Source organism: Winogradskyella sp. PG-2, from assembly GCF_000828715.1.
Lineage (GTDB): Bacteria > Bacteroidota > Bacteroidia > Flavobacteriales > Flavobacteriaceae > Winogradskyella.
Map to the genome: position 1 here is coordinate 1,617,210 of NZ_AP014583.1, position 20,827 is coordinate 1,638,036.

A 20,827-nucleotide genomic window follows, 5' to 3' on the forward strand; every position below is an offset into this window, starting at 1 on the left:
TATTTTTAAGTACATTAAATTTTCAATCTATATAATTATTGCTTTTTTGAGTCAGCATTCAATCGCTCAATTAAGTAAAACGCATTACATTCCTCCATTAACAAGTGCAGAATTTGGTAATGCAAACCCAGAAAGTCAATACCTTTATTTATCAACACCGAGCGCAGCGGATGTTGCCTATACCATTAAACAAATAGGATTGCCATCGTCAGTGATATTACAGGTTTAGTCTCCAATGCAAACCCACAAGTTATTAATGTTGCTTTTGGTAATGGGCAGTTGTTTGTAGTCTCTAGCCAAACAAGTACAATTACTAATAATGGTTATGTCATAGAAGCAGAAGATGTTATTTATGTTTCTGTAAGAATGCAAGCAGGAAGCAATAATCAAGCAGGTGCTCTAGTAAGTAAGGGTATTTCTGCTTTAGGCCAACAATTTAGAGTTGGTAGTTTTACTAATCAAAATCCGCAAAGTAATTATCTTAATTTTGTCTCGGTGATGGCAACTGAAGACAATACTGAAGTTGTTTTTGATAATCTCCCAGCTGGTTTAGTTATAAAAAATTATACAGGTACAACATCGGTTTCAGTTACATTGAATGAATATGAAAGTTACATTATAGCTACTAATGGTAATGATTCAACTATAAATACGGATGGGTTAATAGGAGCTTTAGTTACAGCAAATAAAGATATTGTGGTGAATTGCGGTTCAGCAAATGGAAGTTTTCATAATGGAAATGGTCGTGACTATGGGATAGATCAAATTGTTGGAGCTTCAAAAATTGGAAGTGAATATATATTTGTAGAAGGAGATGGAACTAATGATTGGGAAAATATTTTAATTGTTGCCCATTCAGATAACACAACGGTTAGCATTAATGGAGCTACACCAATAACAACATTAAGTGCAGGTGAATACCATCTTATTGATGGGTAATAACTATAATACAAATGGAAATATGTATGTAGAAACATCGCAAGATGTTTTTGTATATCAAGGAGTAGGTGCTACAACTAGTGAAGCAAATCAAGGTTTGTTTTTTGTACCACCTTTGAGTTGTGAGGCTCGTGGAAATTTAGATAATATTGCGAACATTGAAGATATTGGATCCACAACCTATTCTGGTGGTGTATCTGTTGTTACCAAAGTTGGTGCAACAGTTACTATTAACAATACACCAATTTCCAGTTTTGGTGCTATAGGACCGAGTATAGTAACTGGAAATACGGATTATGTAACTTATAAAGTCTTAGGTCTTACACGTAATATTTCGGTACAAAGTAGCGATGAATTATATTGTGCCTACTTTAACTTTAATGGTAATGCGACATCAGGTGGCTTCTATTCGGGATTTCCATCGGCACCTGAAATTAATTTTAATGCTAATTTTGAAGCTTTAGGTAATTGTATTCCTAATATCACTTTGTCAGCAGCGAATACAGAAAATTTTGATACTTTTCAATGGCTTTTTGATGATGGTTCTGGAAGTGGCTTTGTAGATTTAAATATTAGTACACCAGATTTAACACCAACCAATCCAGGAACCTATAAACTTGTAGGTATAGTAACATGTTCTGGCTTAGTATTAGAATCAGCTGAGGTTCCAGTGAGTATTTGCCCTGATGATATAGATAATGATGGGATTATAGATAATCTTGATATAGATAATGATAATGATGGGATTCTTAATTGTACCGAGTCTAATGGTAATGTCACTATAGATTTATCAGATATTAATCAACCCGAATTTGTATTTCAAGACAGCTCTGTAAATAGTACTTTAGCCACAGGGTTATTCACTCAAACAAGTTCTTCAGGAAATCCTAATACACTTGTAACTAACAACCAAGGCAATTTAATAAGTGTTATCGGATCTGCAAATAGTGCCGAAAATGATTATAGTATGTCATTTACAGAGTTGGTCAACGTTAAATTCTCTGAAGATACTTCAACGGCACATTTGATTACAGATGGGGAATTTTTTACGGTAAAGATTACACCAGTAAATAAAAATATAACACTTCGAGATCCTGATAATAGACTACTTGTAGATTCAAATTTTGATGGAGCTTTTGAAGCAGGTGTGACCTCAATATCTGGATCAGAAATACGTTTTAAAGTAAATCCATCACCTCTTGGAACGACTCCTTATGAATTTTTAGCAGATAAAGTTGATGGGTTTTCGTTAGTTCATAATTTAACTAATGTATCAGAATCTTCAACTTACAGAGGAATAATTTCGTTGACGTGTTATCAACTAGATTCGGATAATGATGGCGTAGAAGACGCTCTAGATTTAGATAGTGATAACGACGGAATTCCAGATTATATAGAATCTCAAGGGAATAATTTTCTTAATCTATCTTTGGTTGATGCAGATAATAATGGGTTAGATGATGTTTATGATATTAATGCCATGCCAATTGATACAGATACAGATGGTATTGCAGATTACCTGGATTTAGATGCTGATAATGACGGCATATACGATTTACATGAAACAGGTCAACTAGGCTTACTATCTGATACAGATACTAACGGAATTGTTGATGGGCCAATTATGAATTTTGGCAATAATGGTTGGGTTGATGATGCAGAGACCTCGCCAGATAGTGGATTACTTGGTTATATACTGAATGATTTTGATAACGATTCTAATTTTAGTTACCTTGATTTAGATAGTGATGATGATGACTGTAGTGATGTAATTGAAGCTGGCTTTTCTGATGCTAATACAGATGATTTATTAGGAGACTTTGTTGTAGTAGTTGATGATTTTGGATTAGTAATCAACGCTAGTGATGGTTACACAATTCCCAATAACGATTATTTAGATGCAGCTCCACTTTCAATACTTTCTGAGCCAACTGACACTGAGGTTTGTGAGTCTTCAGAAGTTATTGTTTCTTTAGTATCTGATACTGCAGAGAGTTTTCAATGGCAAACAAGTACAGATGGAGTTAATTGGATTTCTATAAACGATGATGTAATCTATAGTGGTACATTAAGTAATGAATTAACAATAACAAATACACCTTTAACATATAATGAGAATTTATATAGAGCAAAATTAAATAGGTTAGGGAATAGTTGTGATTTTTATTCTCAAGAAATAACACTTACCGTCTTTGCATTACCACAATTGAATCCTTCTGTATTTTTAGTACAATGTGATGATGATAATGATGGTTTTAGTGCTTTTAACCTGTTAGAGGCTAACATGCAGATTTCTACAAACTTTTCAAATGAGACATTCACTTATTACCTTACTGAAGCTTCTGCTATTAATGGAGATGAATTAAGTGTAGATTATATTAATAATCCAGATACGTTTGTAAACCAAAATGTTAGTAACGGTTTAGTTTGGAGCCGTGTGGTTTCAGAATTTGGCTGTGTTTCTATTTCTGAAATTCAACTTCAGGTGTCTACAACAGCGATTCCTTCATCTTTTCAAAGAATGTTTAACGTTTGTGATGATTTTTTGGATATAAATGGTGATGATAATTCTAATAATAATGATAGTGATGGTGTGGCAACATTCGATTTTAGTACTGTTACAGCTGAGGTTTTAGCTTTTATTCCTGCTGGACAAAACCCACTACCACCAAGATATTTTAGAAACGAAGCTGACGCTCTTGCTGAAGTAAATGAGATTATAGATATTTCAAATTATAGAAATATAGATTATCCAGGAACTCAGCAAATTTATATAAGAGTTGATAGCGCTATTGCAAATGATTGCTTAGGTCTAGGAACGCATATTACCTTAACAGTAGAACAATTGCCAATAGCAAATCCGGTAGCAATTGATGCAGAATGTGATGATGATAATGATGGCCTTTTTCCGTTTAATGTTTCTCAAGTTGAATCTACAGTTTTAAATGGTCAATCTCTTAATGATGTCAACATATCTTACTTCAATGAAGCAGGTATAGCTTTACCAAGTCCATTGCCAAACCCATTTATTACAGGAAATCAGACGATAACAATTCGTGTGACAAATACCATTACAGCAGATCCAAATGGTCCTTGTTATGATGAAACAACATTAGAGTTTACAGTATATGATTCGCCGATTGCAAACCCTGTAGATATTCCTCCAGTTTGTGATGACGATGATAATGATACAGATGGTTTGTTTAGTTTTGATACATCTTCTATAGAAAATGGTATTTTACAAGGTCAATCAAACATGGAAGTAATGTATTTTAATAGCTTAGGTGAAGAACTTTCAAGTCCGTTACCAAATCCATTAGTTTCAGGTACACAAACGATTACTGCAAGAGTAATTAATCCATTAAATGATACTTGTGTAGATAGTACTGATTTAGAATTTGTAGTTAATACATTACCAGATTTCACAATAGAAACACCACAGATTGTATGTTCTTCTGACCCAACATTTAAAGTTTTGTTAGATCCGATTGAAGAAAACACCTCTGAAAATTATAGTTATGAATGGACATATCAAGATGGTTCATTCTTGTCAAACGCTAGTACATTAGAGGTTTCTACACCAGGAACATACACGATAACTTTAATTAAGACGGATGGTTCTGGTTGCGAGAGGTCTAGAGACGTTTTTGTAGATGCCTCTGAATTGGCATCAATTATTTTAGGTGATATTACAGTTAATGATATATCTGAAAATAATTCTATCACCATAAATAATGACAATAATAATTTAGGTTTAGGTGACTATGAATTTGCTCTTGATAATGAATGGTTCTATCAAAACGAACCATTTTTTAGTAATGTAACACCTGGTTTTCACACTCTTTTTGTTAGAGATAAAAATGGTTGTGGTACAACAAATATTGAGGTTCCAGTAATAGGTTATTCAAAATATTTTACACCAAATGGTGATGGTACTAATGATACATGGCAATTGAAAGGAATAAGTTCAAATTATCAATCGCGAAGTGTTGTTTACATTTTTAATCGTTATGGAAAACTTTTAAAACAATTCTTAGCGTTAAATGGATGGGATGGTAATTTTAATGGGTTTAAGTTGCCAACAAGCGATTATTGGTTTATTGTTTTACTTGAGGATGGACGTCAATTCTCTGGACATTTTACACTGAAACGTTAATCAATTAAGCACTATATTTCTTTTTCAATTGCGTTAACATCTCTTTTGTCATTGCATCCAAATCAAAACTATGCTGCCAATTCCAATCCTTACGTGCAACATTATCATCAATAGAAGATGGCCAACTGTCTGCAATAGCCTGCCTAAAATCAGGATTATAACTTATGGAAAATTCAGGAAGTTGTTTTTTAATACTTTCAGCAATTTCTTTAGGAGTAAAGCTAATAGCAGATAAATTATAAGCTGATCTAATAGACAGTTGTTCTGTATTAACTTGCATTAAATCCACGGTAGCTTTTATAGCATCGTCCATAAACATCATAGGTAAGCTTGTGTTTTCAGACAAGAAACATTCATATGTGCTATTCTTTAATGCTTCATGATAAATTTCTACAGCATAGTCTGTAGTTCCTCCTCCTGGCATGGCTTTATGACTTATTATTCCTGGGTATCTAATACTACGTACATCAACACCATATTTATTATGATAATATTCACACCATCGCTCACCAACTTGTTTTGTTATACCATAAACCGTTGTTGGTTCACAAATCGTATGTTGAGGAGTATTTTCTCTAGGTGTAGTTGGGCCAAAGACAGCAATACTGCTAGGCCAAAACACTTTTTTAATAGCTCCTCCTTTGGCAAGATTAAGCACATGGAATAAAGAATTCATATTTAAATCCCATGCCTCCATTGGGTATTTTTCACCAGTTGCACTTAATAATGCTGCCATTAGATATACAGTATCAATATTGTGATTTTTGCAACAATCTTTTATGGCGTTAAAGTTTTTAGCATCAATAATTTCAAAAGGTCCAGAATTAACTAAATCTAATTTTCTAGTATTAATATCACTGGCAATGACATTATCAACACCATATATTTCTCTTAACTTAGTTGTAAGTTCAGTACCAATTTGTCCACAGGCACCAATGATTAATATTTTTGAAGACATGCTTTAAATTTAATTATCCTCAAAAATAATAAGAATTTAAGTCTCCTAATATTAAAATTTTTAGAAAATTAGCTTCTTTATTAAGAAGTTGTCAATATTAATTTTAGTCCATATATACTAATATGATAAAATGATAGTTTAAGTATATTTACAGTCAAAGAAAATAGATTCATGAAAATAGGGCGTTTAGTTTTAATGGTTTTTGTAATACTTGTAAGTTGTAGTGATGCAAAAAGTACAACTGATCTTGCGGATAACGAATCTAAAGATCAAGAGGTAAATATTACTGCCAAAGCAATAGAGAATTTTAATTATACGGACTATGCTTTAAGTGGCAAGGGCGAAGAGTTTCTTGCTAATTGGGAAAAATATCAAGAATTTGCATTACAGATAAGTTATTTAAAAAAGGCAGACTTGTCATTTTTTAATGGTGATAAAAAAGTTTTAAAGATGTTTATTGATGAATTTACTAAAACTATACCTGTAGAATTTCGAACCAATCCAATAGTTTCAAGAACTGTGATTATAGAAACAGCGACTTTAAAGTTAAATGAAAGTTTAACTATAGATAATATAGAAGGACAAACGAAGCTGTTAAATGTAAAGGAAGTACTTGTGGCTTTTTCTAATCTCAATTATCAAATTAATAAGAAAATAGAGCGCGATATTTATGATAAAATATCAAAAGAATAAGAGGTTACATAAATACAAAATTTTGTTAAGTTGTAACAATTTTCAATTTTTCAGGTCTTATTAATAATTACTTTTAATTCGAATTAATCAAAAACAAATTATGAAAACCAATCTTAGTCGCGTTCTAGCGATATCAGGTTTGGCTTTCTTTACTATTGTAGGATGTAAAGACGAAGCCAAGAAAGACTCTGCTATGGCAGAAGAAAAAATTCCAGGAATTGTCCTTGAAAATATGGATACTTCAGTAGATCCTAAACAAGATTTTTACAATTATGTGAATGGTAATTGGATGAAAACAACCAAAATCCCTGAGGAAGAATCAAGTTGGGGAGGATTCGGTGTTTTAAGAAAATCAACAAGAAACGATGTTTTGGATATCGTTAAAACATCTAAAGAATTAGGAACTTATTCTGAGGGGAGCGATCAGAAAAAAGCTCTTTTATTTTTTGAGTCCGAGTTAGATACTATTACTAGGAATGAATTAGGAACTAAACCATTAGAACCTTTAATGGCAGCAATTAATGGCATTAAAAATCTTGCTGATATGCAAGCTGTTTATGCAAAGACAACAGGAGTAGGTACACCCTTTTTTAATCTTGCTATTTTTCCAGATATTAATGACAGTAATATCTACGCACCATACATAACACAAGGTGGATTAGGTTTACCAGATAGAGATTATTATGTGCTTAAAGACGATAAATCTAAAGAGCGTCGTCAACAGTATGTAGATCATGTAACTAGAATGATGCAATTTATCGATTATAATGAGGCCGAAGCTAGATTAGCTGCAGAAATGATTTTAGAATTAGAAACTAAGTTAGCAGAACCTCAATTTGATAAAATTGAAAGACGAAATTTCAGTAATTTTAATAATCCGAGAAGTATTGAACAATTGAGTGAGTTGACACCATCTGTTAATTGGAATAAGTTTATAAATGATTCTGGGGTAAAGCAAAAGTTAGATACGGTTTATGTTGTTGAACTTAGATATATGAAAGCACTTCAAAACATATTATCATCTACGAGCATAGATGATATCAAAACGATAATGAAATGGAATACGTTAAATGGTGCATCAGGATTTTTATCTACAGAAATCGAAAAAGCTAATTGGGATTTTTATAGTAAAACTCTTAGAGGAACAGAATCTCAAAGACCAGCTGAAGATAGAGCAATGGATCATGTTACAGGACGTGTTGGTGAAGCAATTGGCAAGTTGTATGTTGATTCAAAATTTCCACCAGAGGCTAAAGATAAGGCGGAGAAGATGATTGCTAATGTTATTACTGCTTTTAAGGCTAGAATAGATAAGTTGGATTGGATGAGTACTGAAACGAAAAAGAAAGCTATTGAAAAACTTGATAAGTTTACAGTTAAGATTGCATATCCGGATGAATGGAAAAATTATTCTGAATTAATGATTAAAGAAGGAAATAGCTATGCTGAAAATATGATGGCATTTTCTGATTGGAATCTAAAAGAAACTATGGCAGATTTAGGCCAGAAAGTTGACAAAACTGAATGGGGAATGCCTCCTCAAATGGTAAATGCATATTTTAACCCATTAAATAATGAGATTGTATTTCCTGCTGCAATTTTACAACCGCCATTTTATAACTATACTGCTGATGAAGCTGTTAATTATGGTGGAATTGGAGCTGTAATTGGCCATGAGATTTCTCATGCTTTTGACGATCAAGGTTCTCAGTTTGATAGTGATGGAAACCTGATTAATTGGTGGACACCTGAAGATTTAACAGAATTTACTAAAAGGGGAGACAAACTTGTAGAACAATATTCTGCAATAAAAATGGCAGATAGCTTATATGTTGATGGTAGAAATACCATAGGCGAAAATATTGGTGATTTAGGAGGTGTACTTGGCGCCTACGATGGTTTACAATTGTATTTTAAAGAAAATGGAAGACCAGATGATATCGATGGATTTACGGCAGAACAACGTTTCTTTATGTCATGGGCTACTGTATGGAGAACCTTAAGTAGGCCAGATGCTATTGAAACTCAAATAAAAACAGATCCACATTCTCCTGGTGTGGTTAGGGCAACACAGCCACTTAAAAATATTGATGCTTTTTACGAAGCTTTTGATATTAAGGAAGGTGACGCTATGTATTTAGCACCAGAAAATCGTGTAAGAATCTGGTAATTATAGAATGTATATAATAAAAAATGCAGCTTATTAAGCTGCATTTTTTATTGATAGTATTTTTATACTAGTTCTTTTTAGTTCCTGTAGCTAGCTGCGCTTTTTGAGATTCTAAAGCTTGTCTGCTAACCTTTGCTAAATTAAAATTAGGATCGATAGCAAGTGCATCATTCATCAATTTTATTGCCGCATCGATATTAGATGTTTTATTTTCAGTAAACGTCAATAAACCTTTTAAGCATAATAGAGCTGCCTTCATAGAAGTTTCGTAAGGTTGTTGTGTTTCATAAAATGCACGCTTCATATCGTCTTTAACATTAGCTAAGGCATAAACAATGTTTACTTTCGCTCCGGGTAAATCATTAGTCTGAATTTTCATATCTGCCATTTCGTAAGCTAAATACACATTAGGTTTACGAGAATAAAGAATCTCATAATGTTCCAAAGCCATTTTTGGCTGATTAAGATTTTTCAATGCTAAAGCCTTAACTTCAACATTCATATCAGAATCTGAATCATTTTTTTCAACTCCAATAGTATTTAGAGCTTGCAAATATTTTCCTTCAGAAAGGTATAAATATGCTAAAGTATCTTGTCTTGCTACCGAAGGCTCTAAAATATTTAGGTGTGTCATGGCATTAATAATACCCTGGACATCACCTTGCTTTTTCATTTGTTTATAGTAGGCTTCATAGTGCTTTTTCATGTCTACATCGCTCTGAGCAAAAAGACTCACTGAGAATAACATAACAATTGCAATCGTAATCTGTTTCATTTTATCTTAATTTAATGCGCCAAATCTATAAAAATTAATAACAATAGGTCTTAAAAAACTATTAATTTCTATGGTGTTTGTTTAAAAGTGTAGTTCAAAAGCTGTACCAATTTAGAGCTGTTTATTATTTTACCCTCACTTTTTTCAGACATATTGTAACTAGGAAGTGGAATATTTAGCTGCTCACAATAGTTAGAATAGTATGTTTTTTTATCTGGATGATAAGGGTATACAGCATTAAAAGTTTCACCCCAAAGTTTATTTTTTAGAATAGCTGTAATGATTTGAATACAGTCTTCTTTATGTATAAGATTGATAGGAGCATTTGGATTTTTAATGTGAGTTCTACCAGACAGGAATTTTGCTGGATGTTTTTGATTATCATACAAACCGCCAAAACGTAGAATTGTGGTTTTAAAATTGATATTTTTTCGAAGTATTTGCTCTATTTTAATAAGCTGTTGCCCATTATTAGAAGAAGCATTTGGTTGGGCATCGCAAGTAATCTCAGGAAAATCAGGACTGTCTTTAAAAACGGAAGTTGAACTTACATAAAGTACAAATTTTACATTATGCTTTTCAATGACGTTAATTAAATGACTTATTTCCGTAACATGATTTTTATGAGGATTTCGTCTTAATCCAGGTGGAATATTAATAATAACGATCTCACTTTCCGTTAAAAATTTTGAGTAACCTCCAGAAATTTGAGTTTCATCGAGTGATACTAAAAAGCCTTGAATTTTATGATTTTTTAGAAGGTCTAGTTTATCATTAGATGTAGTAGAACCTTTTACATCATAGCCTTTGCTAACTAAATTTTTTGCCAAAGGAAAACCAAGCCAACCGCAACCAATAACACTGATTTTATTTTTCAATTTTAAAGTATCGTATTTTGAGGTAAAAGTAAGAATAATAAGGGCTTAAGAATTTCAATTTTGCTAAATAATTAATTTTAAGTAACTTTAGAATTAACTCTAAAATTAAATGTTATGGGAATAAAAAGTTTTCAAGGTGCGCGTAAGCAACAAAACTCATCAGAACTTGTTGCACTTAAAGTAAGAGATTATATGACTACTAACCTCATTACTTTTAAGCCAAATCAATCTGTACAAGAAGTTGTTGAGTCCCTAATTAAGTATAAAATATCTGGTGGTCCAGTAGTGAATGACAGACAAGAGTTGGTAGGTATTATTTCTGAAGGAGATTGTTTAAAGCAATTGAGCGAAAGTCGCTACTACAATATGCCCTTAGAGCACGATAATGTAGAAAAGAGAATGGCTGTTAATGTAGAGACTATTGATGGTAATATGGATGTATTTGATGCTGCAAATAAGTTTTTACAATCAAAAAGACGTCGTTTTCCCATTGTAGAAAATGGTAAACTTATTGGACAAATTAGTCAGAAAGATATTTTAAAAGCGGCACTGCAACTTAAAGGCGAAAACTGGAATAGTACAACAAAAGGTTAGAGATATCTTTCTTTTACAGTTGCTTTAGGTGTATCTGTAAGTAATAGATTTTGTTCCTCACTACCATAAATATGTAATATTTTGGAATAAGAGTATCCTTCTACAGGTTCACTAAGACTTTTTCATTTACCTATACCTTTTACAGCAATCTTTTCATCTAATTCTATGATACCTTCTCTATATCTTAAAGATTTATTGAAGCCAAGAAAGCTTGTACTACTTTTCCCTAAAGATTCTAAATAGTCTTCTAATCTTGCTGACGCATCATTTAAAAAACCACTGCGTTTATTATGATCTTTTACTAAAAATAATTTGGTAAACTTATTAGCTTGATTAACATTAATAAAAGCTAATTCATTACTAGACTCAATAAAGAAGTCTTGAATGTTTTTGTCCTCAGCATAAGTTGTCCAACCATTTTTTATTGTTTTCTCAATGATTACATGATAATAAACACATGGTCTCCCACTTAATGGAGCAGTTAATGGTTTATGTACATATTTAGCCTTACCAATTATTTTTGCATATTCGTTTTCCTTTATCCTATTAATTGGTTTATAAGGAGTCTTCTTAAGTTTTCTTAAAATTATTTTGTCTACACTAAAAAAATACTTCACGAGGATGATAGTAATAAATCCAATAATTATTAGAGCGGGAAAAATAATGTTTGTATTTATATTCAGTGGAATCAAGCGAGCCATTTAATCATCTCGTTTTACTAAAGCATAATATTCTCCTTCTAGGGGTAAATAACCTTGATCATAAACAAAATAATATATAGTACCTGCTTTTGTAGTATATAAGCTAGTAAAGTAATTAAAGTCGAATCCTTTTTCAATAAGCTTTGCTCTAGAACATTTAGTTTTTTTATTAGGATTAAGTGCTTCTAATATTCGATAGTTTTTCCTTAATCGGTTATTAGTATTCCTAATAAGATTTTTAGAATCCTTATTTATGCGATTGTTAAATGCATTTCTACAGCCATCACTACAGAATTTTTTATCAATTCTGCCCACAATTTTGTCGCTGCATTCTGGACATTGCTTTTGCATACTTAATTGTCTTTAGGGTAAATATAGGTATCTATATACAACTTATCACAATATAGGATTAAGTCGGGTATTTTTCTTACATTTAAGCGTTAAAAAGTATAAAAGGGATTTACTTTTTGACATAGATTTTTGTTTGACTATTCACCCTTATTAATAATAAAGATTAATAGCACCCATAATGGGTACTTTCTTTTTTTATTCCAAAAAGACACCTGTTTACTTTAAAAGAGACTAAGAAAAACTCATAAAGTGGTATATAGATGGCAATATATAATTTTTTTTCATTTACAAACGACTACAAATATTTACAAACGAATTTAAATAGGTAACTACCAAATAAAATTTGCAGGCTACATCATCTTTGCATTGTCGAAACATAAGAACTCGATAGCATTAACTGTTTAACACATAAAATTTAGAACACATGAACACATTAAGAAACAAAGTACAGTTGATTGGTAACTTAGGGAACGATCCGGAAATTATCAACTTAGAATCAGGTAAAACCTTGGCGAAATTTGCAATCGCTACAAACGAAAGTTATAAGAATGTACAAGGTGAAAAAGTAACAGATACACAATGGCACAACATTGTGGCTTGGGGAAAAACGGCTCAGATTGTAGAAAAATATGTAGGTAAAGGAAAAGAAGTCGCTATAGAAGGAAAGTTAACCACACGTTCTTGGGAAGATAAAGATGGTATGAAACGTTATATTACAGAAGTAGTTTGTAGTGAACTTTTAATGTTAGGTAAATAGATTAAAATTTTGAAGCAAAAAAATAAGAGCAGCCTATTTAGGCTGCTCTTTTATATATTATAAGTCTAGGTGGTTGACTAGTTTTTAATTACTTTTTTAGTAAAACTAGCACCACTTTTTTCGTTTGTGATTTTCACAAAATATAAAGCGTCTTCTAATTGATCTAAATTAGAAATAGTTATTGTACCATTTGTAGCTTCTCTACTTTCGGATAATACAATACGTCCATTAATATCAAATAGATTTAGATTGTAATTATCGTTTGAAGCAATAGGAAGTTTAATGGTTAATGAAGATGTAAAAGGGTTAGGGCTAACTTCTACAGTATCTAAACTATAATTTTGAGTGCTAAGTAGTGAACCGCCACAAATAGACCAACCCATGTCTTCAAACATGCCTAAAGTAATTGGCCCAGGATCATGAACAGCAACACCAGGTCCTATTGAAGGTGTCATTAGAGTATTTACATTACTTATTGGAAATGTATTAGTATCCCAATGAGAATAACTAGATCCACCCTGATAAGGGTTTGGTGCAAATATTTTAGGCTTAACCCCTCCATTTTGTACTGTAGTTATAGTACCGTTATTAAATAAGTCACCACCTGTTATTTGCGCGTGTAATGCTGTAGAAGGGTCTGTAAATATTGCCGTATCTAAAAGAGATTGGGCACTACCATTTTCAATAGTTATATCGTAAACCGATGGAAGCATAGTTCCAGTATCTCTAACCTGTCCTGTTGTTCCGTCTGTAAAAGCAAATCCAGTAAAACCTAAACCATGCCCTATTTCATGTAACACAACTGATACAAAATCAATTTGTCCACCTGGTGGATTAGCATCAGTTCCAAAATAAAAATTAAATGTACTACTAAACTGAGAGCTAATATCTATTGAGCCACCAAAAGGGCTAGAATCCGTATCCTCAATTTTCTCCCAAAGTGCTCTAGGATAAAATACATTGGGCACAGCATCAGGATGGTTTGATGTCAAAAAACCAGTTGGTCCAGCTTGTCCTAAAACACCTGGGGCTAAAGCATCGAAAGAAGCATTTATTCTAATTGTCTGATTAGATTCTATGGACATGGCCCAAATATCTACCGCAAACTGAAAAGCCGCTTGAGCTTCAGGTGTAAAACCAGTGTAATTCACTATAAAAGTTGAGCAAGGAGCACCACTTCTATTCAAAACATTTTGAGATCTTAAAATTCTGCTTGTCCCTTCATAATCGTTTTCATGATAAACGCACGCTGGTGTAGCAGGTGTATATAATCTAGGCACAAACTCTGTTTCACCCTGTCCATATCCTATAAAAGACATGCAAAATAGGCCTATCAATAAGAGGGATTTATTTAAATTTTTCATAGTTATAGTAATTTTATTCATAAACAACAATAATTTTTGAGTTTAAAAATAAGATAATTTTAATTAAAAGTATTTGCATCTAAATAATTATCGGTTAAAACCATAATTAATGAGATAAACAATTAATTGTTTATCTCATAATTTCACTCTTTTATATCTTAGTTATTAATTTTTATGAAATGATAAAGCTTAAGTGGTTTTACAATTAACTTACTTGGGCATTAAAAAAGATAGCGCAATTTCTGAAAGAAACTGTGCTATTATTACCAATTATGTATTTGTGTTACTCTACAATCAAAGTATATAGAGGTGTTGAATTTAAAGGACAAAAATACACATACTCACCTTTATTTAATGTCGTTACATTAGAGGATTCCTTAGAATTATTTTCTAACGCTTTAGTTACATAAGCTGTAGAAATATGATTTTCTGGTTGAGACGTATCTTACCCTTTGGAACTAACACAAAGCCTACCTTATGGCCTACATTATTGTTCGAGATTTCAAAAATATAATCTCCTGAAGTTATAGTCAATTTTTTCTGTGTAAATTCACCTTTGGTTTGTTCTAGTGAAATAACTTTTGTTTCAGTTTTTATCTTGTTTTGCGCATTACTACTTAGTCCAAATATTAAAGCAATAACCAGAATTAATATGTTTTTTTTCATGTTTTTAGTTTTTTTACTATTTTAGTTATCCAGTTTTGTAAAGTTGTTTTAATTTTAGTTTGGGATTATCATTGAATTTCTTTACTAAAAGTTGGATGGGTGCGACGCCCTTAAGGTCGCATCTTTTTTTATATTCTCTTAAGTACTTTCCAAAAATTTCAAAGTTTAAACAGTATCAAATTCTAAAGATTCCGCTACAGGAAAATCAACAGGAACTTGTGTTTTAATATGTATATAGTTAGAGATTGTTTTATCACCCACTAAAGAAATAGTATCTATTAAATTACCTTTGGTATAACCAACATTAAAGAAATTTTTAATACAATATTATCTGTTTTACCTCTATTCTCAGTAATGTTTTTGGCTAATTTTGCTAAAGCATCTAGTTTGTTATTTACTGAAGAAAAAGCTGCTCTTAATTCTAAGATTTGCTCATCAGTAAAACCGTTCATTTTTCCAATTGTCGTATGTGCAGATAAACAATAAATACAATCGTTTACTTGACTTACAGCTAAGTTTACTGCCTCTTTTTCTTTAGCAGATAAAGAAGTTTTAGCATTAGCAAATGTCAGATAGTTTTCTAAAGCTGTATTGCTGTGTGCGTATGTTGCGTATAAGTTTGGTACAAACCCTAAACCTTTGTTGAGGTTATCGAATATAACTTGATTGTTTTCACTTACCTCTTCTCTTGTTGGGATATTAAATGTGCTCATAATTTTTATACTGAAATTTATTCAGTGTTTTATTAGTATTGATTTTTTGAATTTTTTATTGGTACAAAGTTGCGACCGATTAAATCTTTATAAAATGACAGTTTTTCCTTTAGGCTTGTCATTTTTTCCCTTTCTATGGATTTACCCTATGTGAGGTTTTTCAGCATCACAATAATAATCTTGAATGTGTTAGTGCTCACAATGTGTTTTTGGAATAATGGTATTTACAATTCGTTTTGGACTTCTTCTGAATATTTCAATAAGATTGAATATGGATTTGTTTTTAATTTTCATCTTGTTATTGTGTTAGTATTACAATGCAAAGATGGAGTAGAAGTAGATGTTAAAGAATGAAGAATTTGCCCAAGGGCTTGTCAATTTTTCCTAACCTGTCGTTTTTAATCCCTTTTTGTAATCCGAAGGTGACTGAGAGGTATACTTTTTGAATAAACGACTTAAGTGTGGCGCATCATCAAAACCGATTTCGTAAGCAATTTCCTTTGCAGTTTTGTCTGTATAGGTTAATAAACGTTGAGCTTCTAAGACGACACGTTCATGTATAATTTGAAGTGGACTCCTGTTGAGTTTAGCAAAGTTATTAGATAAAGTTTTAGGTGAACGGAATAACTTATCTGCATAAAAAGAAACACTATGCTCTTTTTTAAAATGTTGTTCTACAAGAAAATTAAATTCGCGAAGTAAATCTACTTTAGAGCTTTTTGGTGTTTCAAGAATACCTTCTTTAGCTTTTAATAATCTTGTGCTTTTTATAATAAATCTAGCCATTAACATTCGTAGCATTTCGGCTTGGATGTTGTCTTCGGTTTCTAATTCATCAATAAAAACTTCATGGAGTGTTTTAAATTTTTGTTGTTCTTTTTTATCTAAATGAATAATAGGAATATTAGTATTTCCAAAAAACAAAATACCAACACAACTTACTTCTTGATCGTGATCTTTAATACAGTAAAACTCACGGTTAAATTGGTATACTAGAGCATCACCACCACTTATATATTACAAATATTGAATAGGAGTAAGAGCTAATATACTGTTTGACTCAATGGTAAAAGGAATACTATCTATAATGATTTCTATAGCTTCAGAATTTGCCCAAATAAAAGTACATAACTCAGCTTGCTTTGCTTTACTAAAAGATTCTAAATCTGTTTCATTACCAATATTAAAAATGGCACTCGTTGAAAACTCTTTAAACGTATGATTCATGAAAATTAAGTCTACATAGAATCTTAAACATTACAAATAAAATAGAAAGTAACTAGGCAACTTTTTTAAGAAGGTCAAAACAAGGGCATTTTTTGCAACGCTTGTATTCTGCTTTCTTATACTTTTTACAGCATTTAGACTTTACTTTTCCTAAAGTGTCAAAGCCAGAAGTTTCAAGAACTTTAATACGTTCTTTTTTTAACTTTTTGTTTTTCTTTTTTTTGCCCATTGCGTCTGCATAATACAACGATGCAAAAATAGTTATTTTTATTTATTCTAAATAAAATTTAACATTTAGATTTAAACTCCTGGATTTAAATCTTGGGCCGCAGAGTTTACCGTTAATTGCTGTATATCTCTATCAAATAAGTATAAGCCTCCTTTATCATCACCAATCATGTTTATCTTGTCGAGGATAGTTCTAGCCACAGCTTCTTCTTCAATCTGTTCAGCAACATACCATTGTAAGAAGTTATGAGTAGCGTAATCTTTTTCTTGTAGTGATGTATGAACCAGTTCGTTAATACTTTCAGATACAAAAATTTCATGCTCTAAGAGTTTCTCAAACATTTTTTTAAATGAATTGAATTCAACATTAGGAGCGTTGAGTTCTGAGATGTGCGCATGTCCACCACGTTCGTTAACAAACTTTACGAGCTTTAACATATGCTCACGTTCTTCATCAGACTGATCATACATAAAGTTAGAAATACCCTCTAAACCTTTAACTTCAGCCCAAACGGCCATAGCTAAATAGACTTGAGAAGATTCAGCTTCTATTCGTATTTGTTTATTTAGTGCAGATTCAATAGTCTTTGATAACATAATTTTATTTTTTACAAAAATAACCACTTAAACCTTAATATATGGTTAATAGTTTAAAGTTGAGCTAATTCATATTTAATCTAATTTGAAATTGATTTACATTTCTCTAGGTTCATAATTGAGAATAGCGGCTCTTAATTTCTTCTGCATACGCTCTCTTAGCTTAATTGGTTTAATTACCTTAATACTCTCTCCAAACCCTAAAATAAGGCGTTCAAATTCAAAGTTAATTTGAACTAAAACATTGAATATAATACCGTCTTCGGTGTGCTTTATAATGCGTTGCGATGAATGAAAAGGCTTAGTAATCACATAAGGGGCATTGTACTTGTCAATCCAAAATTCTATACGTTGAGGCCTAGAGTTAGACACAGTGACTCCTACAACATCTTTATAATAATCATCTCCATTAATATTATGGTCTACATAATCAATAGCTTCTGAGTCTATTATTTTAGACATTCTGTCTAAAGCTAAAGTGATATACTTTCCTTTATGAGAGGCCAATAAAAACCAACGATTATTAAATTCTTTTAGTAATTGTGGATGGACAGTCATTGTACTTGCTTGCCGAGCTCTAAAAGATTGATATAATACATCTATTACTTTTTTATTCTGAATAGCTGCATATATAACATCTATATATTCTAAGCCTTTAAGCTGCTCATTTTTATCTAAATGAATAATGGCGCGTTTATCTTTTTGAGAAGAGTAAACCGAATCTTCTAAGCGCTGTAATACACCATCCATTTCCTTAAACAAGGAAAAATCTTTAAACTGACGTAATACTTGGATGGCCTCATTCATAATTTTTACATCCTTATCAGTAACAGGAATATTAACAATACTGAAGTCATCTTCATCATACTTATAATATTTTCGATCATACACAACAATAGGAGCATTATAGCCCAACTTTTCACTCCGCATCATTTGAATGTCTAGCTGTACCGTACGTTTACTCACATCAATATCTTTGCCTTCGTATTCATAAAGTGCATCAGAACAGGCTTCAATAAGGTCATTGAGTGTCCATTGTCTATACTGATTCTGAAGACATTTATCTATTGTTTTATATCGGATTAATGCATTTTTATTAATGGGCATTTTTTGAAGTTTTATATGAATTTAAAACAAAATATTTAGTACGCAAAAATATTGCGTAACATGTTAAGTGATTTGTATCAAATAATTAAATTATGAAAACTAAAATATTAAATAAGCTCTCAGAAATAGAGCGAGACAAAAACATAGACATATTATTTGCTGTAGAGTCTGGAAGTAGAGCTTGGGGTTTTGCTTCACCAGATTCCGATTACGATATACGCTTTGTGTATAAACATAAAAAAGATTGGTACTTAAATCTCTGGGAAAAGGATGATACAATAGAATTTATGACCGAAGATGATCTAGACGGATCTGGTTGGGATATTCGTAAGGCGCTACGTTTACTTGCAAAGTCAAACGCATCATTTACTGGCTGGTTATTTTCGCCAATAGTATATCGTGCAAACGACGATTTTCTTAATTAGATAAAAGAAGTGGCTAACACCAACTTTAATCCAGTTTCAGGGTTTTATCATTTTCATAGTATGAATAAAAACTTTGAAGAAATATTAGGTTCTGAAAAAATGACCTTAAAAAGTTTTTTCTATGCTATACGTACAGCACTTTGTGCATACTGGATCTATAAAAATGAAACAATACCACCTGTATTATTTAGGGAAATATATTCATTAATAGATGTAAACTATCTTCCGAAATTAGATGAATTAATAGTTTTAAAAAGTAAGCGTATCGAAAAAAGTAATGATCCTGTTGATGCAGAATTAATACATTTGGTGAAAGACATCGCAAATGAAAATAATAAGATAAAAGATTATTTGGCTAACAAAAGGCCTAATCCAAGTGATTTCAATAACTTGTTTTTAAAAACATTAAATGAATGACACTACAAGAATTAAAAGCATCAGGACATATTATTTTCGAATGCATAAGCGGAAGCCGTGCTTACGGATTGGATACACCTTCATCTGATACAGATATACGAGGTGTATTCATTCTTGCTAAAGAAACATTTTATAGCTTAGATTATGTGGGTTAAGTTAATAATGAAACCAATGATATTGTTTATTACGAGCTTAGGAAATTCATTGAACTTTGCGCTAAGAATAACCCAAATATATTAGAACTGTTAAATGTTCCTGAAAGATGCATTCGATATAAACATCCAATATTTGATGAAATTAAAATAGAATTATTTCTATCAAAGCTATGCAAAGCCACCTTTGCTAATTACGCGTTTACGCAAATAAAAAAAGCAAGAGGTTTAAACAAAAAGATTGTTAACCCTGTTGAAAAAGAGCGTAAGTTAGTCGAAGACTTTTGTGTAATATTAGATGGTAAAAAAACAGTCTCTTTAAAACTATTCTCAGATGAAAAGGGTCTGAATAGAAACCATTTTGGATTAGCAAAAGTTCCAAAAATGAAAGATTGTTATAATCTATTCTATAACGAGTCATTAAACTATAAGGGTATTGCTAGACCAAATGCAAATGAGGTGTGTCTGAGCTCTATCCCAAAAGAAGAAAAGCCTTTAGCTATGCTGTATTTTAATCTGGATGGCTATTCTACTTATTGTAAAAAATATAAGGAATATTGGTCTTGGGTAGAAAAACGAAATGAAGAACGCTACAAAAACAACACCTCTCACGATAAGAATTATGATGCTAAAAACATGATGCATACATTTAGGTTATTACATATGGCAAAAGAGATAGGAGAATTAGGTAAAATAAATGTAGAACGACCAGATAGGAACTATTTGCTTGCACTAAAAAACGCTGAATTTGAATATAATGAGTTAGTTTCTAAAGCAGAAATTCTTAGAGAAGATTTAGAAATTATTTTTAACAATTCAACCCTTTATGAAAAATCAGATTTAAAGTCAGTTAATTCTCTTTTAGCAGAATTAAGAGAAAAATTTTATAATCTTAATTTGCAAATTAAAGTATAAATGCATCATATTTGCAGTAGAAAATACATTTGAAAAATAACGAA

General features: G+C 31.6%; 19 protein-coding genes and 3 pseudogenes. 10 read left to right on the forward strand and 12 right to left on the reverse strand.

The features are described 5' to 3' along the window. Positions 1 to 46: 46 nt before the first annotated feature. From WPG_RS07115 to WPG_RS07125, 3 genes are read left to right on the forward strand one after another with little or no spacing between them, the layout of a single operon-like run. A complete protein-coding gene (locus WPG_RS07115) occupies positions 47 to 229 on the forward strand; it encodes a hypothetical protein (protein ID WP_144374435.1) in 183 nt (60 codons plus the stop codon). A 50-nt stretch (positions 230 to 279) separates the two neighbouring features. Beyond that, positions 280 to 939 (forward strand): IgGFc-binding protein, encoded by a 660-nt coding sequence (locus tag WPG_RS07120; RefSeq protein ID WP_045470866.1) that lies wholly within the window; start codon positions 280 to 282, stop codon positions 937 to 939. Beyond that, on the forward strand, positions 914 to 5,095 hold the full coding sequence (locus WPG_RS07125; RefSeq protein ID WP_144374436.1) for a T9SS type B sorting domain-containing protein: 4,182 nt from the start codon (positions 914 to 916) through the stop codon (positions 5,093 to 5,095). Before WPG_RS07120 ends, WPG_RS07125 begins: the two co-directional genes overlap by 26 nt. 4 nt (positions 5,096 to 5,099) lie before the next feature. On the opposite strand, the gene WPG_RS07130 is transcribed toward WPG_RS07125, so the two are convergent. After that, entirely contained in the window at positions 5,100 to 6,053 is a 954-nt protein-coding gene (locus tag WPG_RS07130) for an NAD-dependent epimerase/dehydratase family protein (RefSeq protein ID WP_045470870.1), read from the reverse strand. Positions 6,054 to 6,224: 171 nt separating this feature from the next. On the opposite strand from WPG_RS07130, the gene WPG_RS07135 reads away from it, so the two are divergent. Together WPG_RS07135 and WPG_RS07140 are read left to right on the forward strand one after the other, a co-directional pair. Then, the gene (locus WPG_RS07135) at positions 6,225 to 6,746 is read left to right on the forward strand and encodes a hypothetical protein (RefSeq protein WP_045470872.1); all 522 of its coding nucleotides are present in this window, start codon (positions 6,225 to 6,227) and stop codon (positions 6,744 to 6,746) included. 100 nt (positions 6,747 to 6,846) lie between these two features. After that, positions 6,847 to 8,916 carry a M13 family metallopeptidase gene (locus tag WPG_RS07140; RefSeq protein WP_045470873.1) on the forward strand — a complete coding sequence of 690 codons (2,070 nt, stop codon included), beginning with the start codon at positions 6,847 to 6,849 and terminating at the stop codon, positions 8,914 to 8,916. 67 nt (positions 8,917 to 8,983) lie between these two features. On the opposite strand, the gene WPG_RS07145 is transcribed toward WPG_RS07140, so the two are convergent. Together WPG_RS07145 and WPG_RS07150 are read right to left on the reverse strand one after the other, a co-directional pair. Then, positions 8,984 to 9,691 (reverse strand): hypothetical protein, encoded by a 708-nt coding sequence (locus tag WPG_RS07145; RefSeq protein ID WP_045470874.1) that lies wholly within the window; start codon positions 9,689 to 9,691, stop codon positions 8,984 to 8,986. A 68-nt stretch (positions 9,692 to 9,759) separates the two neighbouring features. After that, entirely contained in the window at positions 9,760 to 10,569 is an 810-nt protein-coding gene (locus WPG_RS07150; RefSeq protein WP_045470875.1) for an NAD(P)H-binding protein, read from the reverse strand. Between the two features lie 114 nt (positions 10,570 to 10,683). Between WPG_RS07150 and WPG_RS07155 the strand changes: the two genes are divergently transcribed. Then, positions 10,684 to 11,163 (forward strand): CBS domain-containing protein, encoded by a 480-nt coding sequence (locus tag WPG_RS07155; RefSeq protein ID WP_045470876.1) that lies wholly within the window; start codon positions 10,684 to 10,686, stop codon positions 11,161 to 11,163. 122 nt (positions 11,164 to 11,285) lie between these two features. On the opposite strand, the gene WPG_RS07160 is transcribed toward WPG_RS07155, so the two are convergent. Beyond that, positions 11,286 to 11,780 (reverse strand): hypothetical protein, encoded by a 495-nt coding sequence (locus tag WPG_RS07160; RefSeq protein WP_144374437.1) that lies wholly within the window; start codon positions 11,778 to 11,780, stop codon positions 11,286 to 11,288. 84 nt (positions 11,781 to 11,864) lie between these two features. Beyond that, positions 11,865 to 12,215 carry a hypothetical protein gene (locus WPG_RS07165; RefSeq protein WP_045470878.1) on the reverse strand — a complete coding sequence of 117 codons (351 nt, stop codon included), beginning with the start codon at positions 12,213 to 12,215 and terminating at the stop codon, positions 11,865 to 11,867. A 424-nt stretch (positions 12,216 to 12,639) separates the two neighbouring features. Here WPG_RS07165 and WPG_RS07170 point away from each other — a divergent pair, with 424 nt between their 5' ends. After that, a complete protein-coding gene (locus WPG_RS07170; RefSeq protein WP_045470880.1) occupies positions 12,640 to 12,972 on the forward strand; it encodes a single-stranded DNA-binding protein in 333 nt (110 codons plus the stop codon). Positions 12,973 to 13,049: 77 nt separating this feature from the next. On the opposite strand, the gene WPG_RS07175 is transcribed toward WPG_RS07170, so the two are convergent. The 7 genes and pseudogenes from WPG_RS07175 to WPG_RS07200 all read right to left on the reverse strand — a co-directional run bounded on the left by WPG_RS07175 (position 13,050) and on the right by WPG_RS07200 (position 18,874). Further along, positions 13,050 to 14,336: a T9SS type A sorting domain-containing protein gene (locus tag WPG_RS07175; protein ID WP_171817165.1), complete on the reverse strand. Its 1,287-nt coding sequence runs from the start codon at positions 14,334 to 14,336 to the stop codon at positions 13,050 to 13,052. A gap of 402 nt (positions 14,337 to 14,738) precedes the next feature. Beyond that, a complete protein-coding gene (locus WPG_RS07180) occupies positions 14,739 to 15,002 on the reverse strand; it encodes a hypothetical protein (protein WP_316929984.1) in 264 nt (87 codons plus the stop codon). A gap of 165 nt (positions 15,003 to 15,167) precedes the next feature. Then, positions 15,168 to 15,715: pseudogene (locus WPG_RS07185) on the reverse strand (carboxymuconolactone decarboxylase family protein). Between the two features lie 384 nt (positions 15,716 to 16,099). After that, the gene (locus tag WPG_RS18585) at positions 16,100 to 16,639 is read right to left on the reverse strand and encodes a helix-turn-helix domain-containing protein (protein WP_231850267.1); all 540 of its coding nucleotides are present in this window, start codon (positions 16,637 to 16,639) and stop codon (positions 16,100 to 16,102) included. Between the two features lie 93 nt (positions 16,640 to 16,732). Further along, positions 16,733 to 16,942: a hypothetical protein gene (locus tag WPG_RS18590; protein WP_231850268.1), complete on the reverse strand. Its 210-nt coding sequence runs from the start codon at positions 16,940 to 16,942 to the stop codon at positions 16,733 to 16,735. Positions 16,943 to 17,242: 300 nt separating this feature from the next. Next, positions 17,243 to 17,767: a ferritin gene (locus WPG_RS07195; protein WP_045470882.1), complete on the reverse strand. Its 525-nt coding sequence runs from the start codon at positions 17,765 to 17,767 to the stop codon at positions 17,243 to 17,245. A gap of 96 nt (positions 17,768 to 17,863) precedes the next feature. Next, positions 17,864 to 18,874 carry a helix-turn-helix transcriptional regulator gene (locus tag WPG_RS07200; protein ID WP_045470884.1) on the reverse strand — a complete coding sequence of 337 codons (1,011 nt, stop codon included), beginning with the start codon at positions 18,872 to 18,874 and terminating at the stop codon, positions 17,864 to 17,866. Between the two features lie 92 nt (positions 18,875 to 18,966). Between WPG_RS07200 and WPG_RS18055 the strand changes: the two are divergent. The 3 genes and pseudogenes from WPG_RS18055 (at position 18,967) to WPG_RS18880 (ending at position 20,783) form a co-directional block, all read left to right on the forward strand. Beyond that, a pseudogene (locus WPG_RS18055) lies at positions 18,967 to 19,716 on the forward strand (DNA polymerase beta superfamily protein). Beyond that, positions 19,713 to 20,075, forward strand: a pseudogene (locus WPG_RS18875) (DNA polymerase beta superfamily protein); the annotation flags it as partial. The pseudogenes WPG_RS18055 and WPG_RS18875, both read left to right, overlap by 4 nt. A 177-nt stretch (positions 20,076 to 20,252) precedes the next feature. Continuing rightward, entirely contained in the window at positions 20,253 to 20,783 is a 531-nt protein-coding gene (locus WPG_RS18880) for a hypothetical protein (protein ID WP_316929995.1), read from the forward strand. Positions 20,784 to 20,827: the final 44 nt, after the last annotated feature.

Bases quoted from the DNA above. Each gene is read 5' to 3' on its own strand.
- WPG_RS07140 (WP_045470873.1), top strand. From the start codon at position 6,847: ATGAAAACCAATCTTAGTCGCGTTCTAGCGATATCAGGTTTGGCTTTC.
- WPG_RS07145 (WP_045470874.1), bottom strand. From the start codon at position 9,691: ATGAAACAGATTACGATTGCAATTGTTATGTTATTCTCAGTGAGTCTT.
- WPG_RS07175 (WP_171817165.1), bottom strand. From the start codon at position 14,336: ATGAAAAATTTAAATAAATCCCTCTTATTGATAGGCCTATTTTGCATG.
- WPG_RS18590 (WP_231850268.1), bottom strand. From the start codon at position 16,942: ATGAATCATACGTTTAAAGAGTTTTCAACGAGTGCCATTTTTAATATT.
- WPG_RS07135 (WP_045470872.1), top strand. From the start codon at position 6,225: ATGAAAATAGGGCGTTTAGTTTTAATGGTTTTTGTAATACTTGTAAGT.
- WPG_RS07165 (WP_045470878.1), bottom strand. From the start codon at position 12,215: ATGCAAAAGCAATGTCCAGAATGCAGCGACAAAATTGTGGGCAGAATT.
- WPG_RS07130 (WP_045470870.1), bottom strand. From the start codon at position 6,053: ATGTCTTCAAAAATATTAATCATTGGTGCCTGTGGACAAATTGGTACT.
- WPG_RS07180 (WP_316929984.1), bottom strand. From the start codon at position 15,002: ATGAAAAAAAACATATTAATTCTGGTTATTGCTTTAATATTTGGACTA.
- WPG_RS07200 (WP_045470884.1), bottom strand. From the start codon at position 18,874: ATGCCCATTAATAAAAATGCATTAATCCGATATAAAACAATAGATAAA.
- WPG_RS18880 (WP_316929995.1), top strand. From the start codon at position 20,253: ATGAAAGATTGTTATAATCTATTCTATAACGAGTCATTAAACTATAAG.
- WPG_RS07155 (WP_045470876.1), top strand. From the start codon at position 10,684: ATGGGAATAAAAAGTTTTCAAGGTGCGCGTAAGCAACAAAACTCATCA.
- WPG_RS07195 (WP_045470882.1), bottom strand. From the start codon at position 17,767: ATGTTATCAAAGACTATTGAATCTGCACTAAATAAACAAATACGAATA.
- WPG_RS07170 (WP_045470880.1), top strand. From the start codon at position 12,640: ATGAACACATTAAGAAACAAAGTACAGTTGATTGGTAACTTAGGGAAC.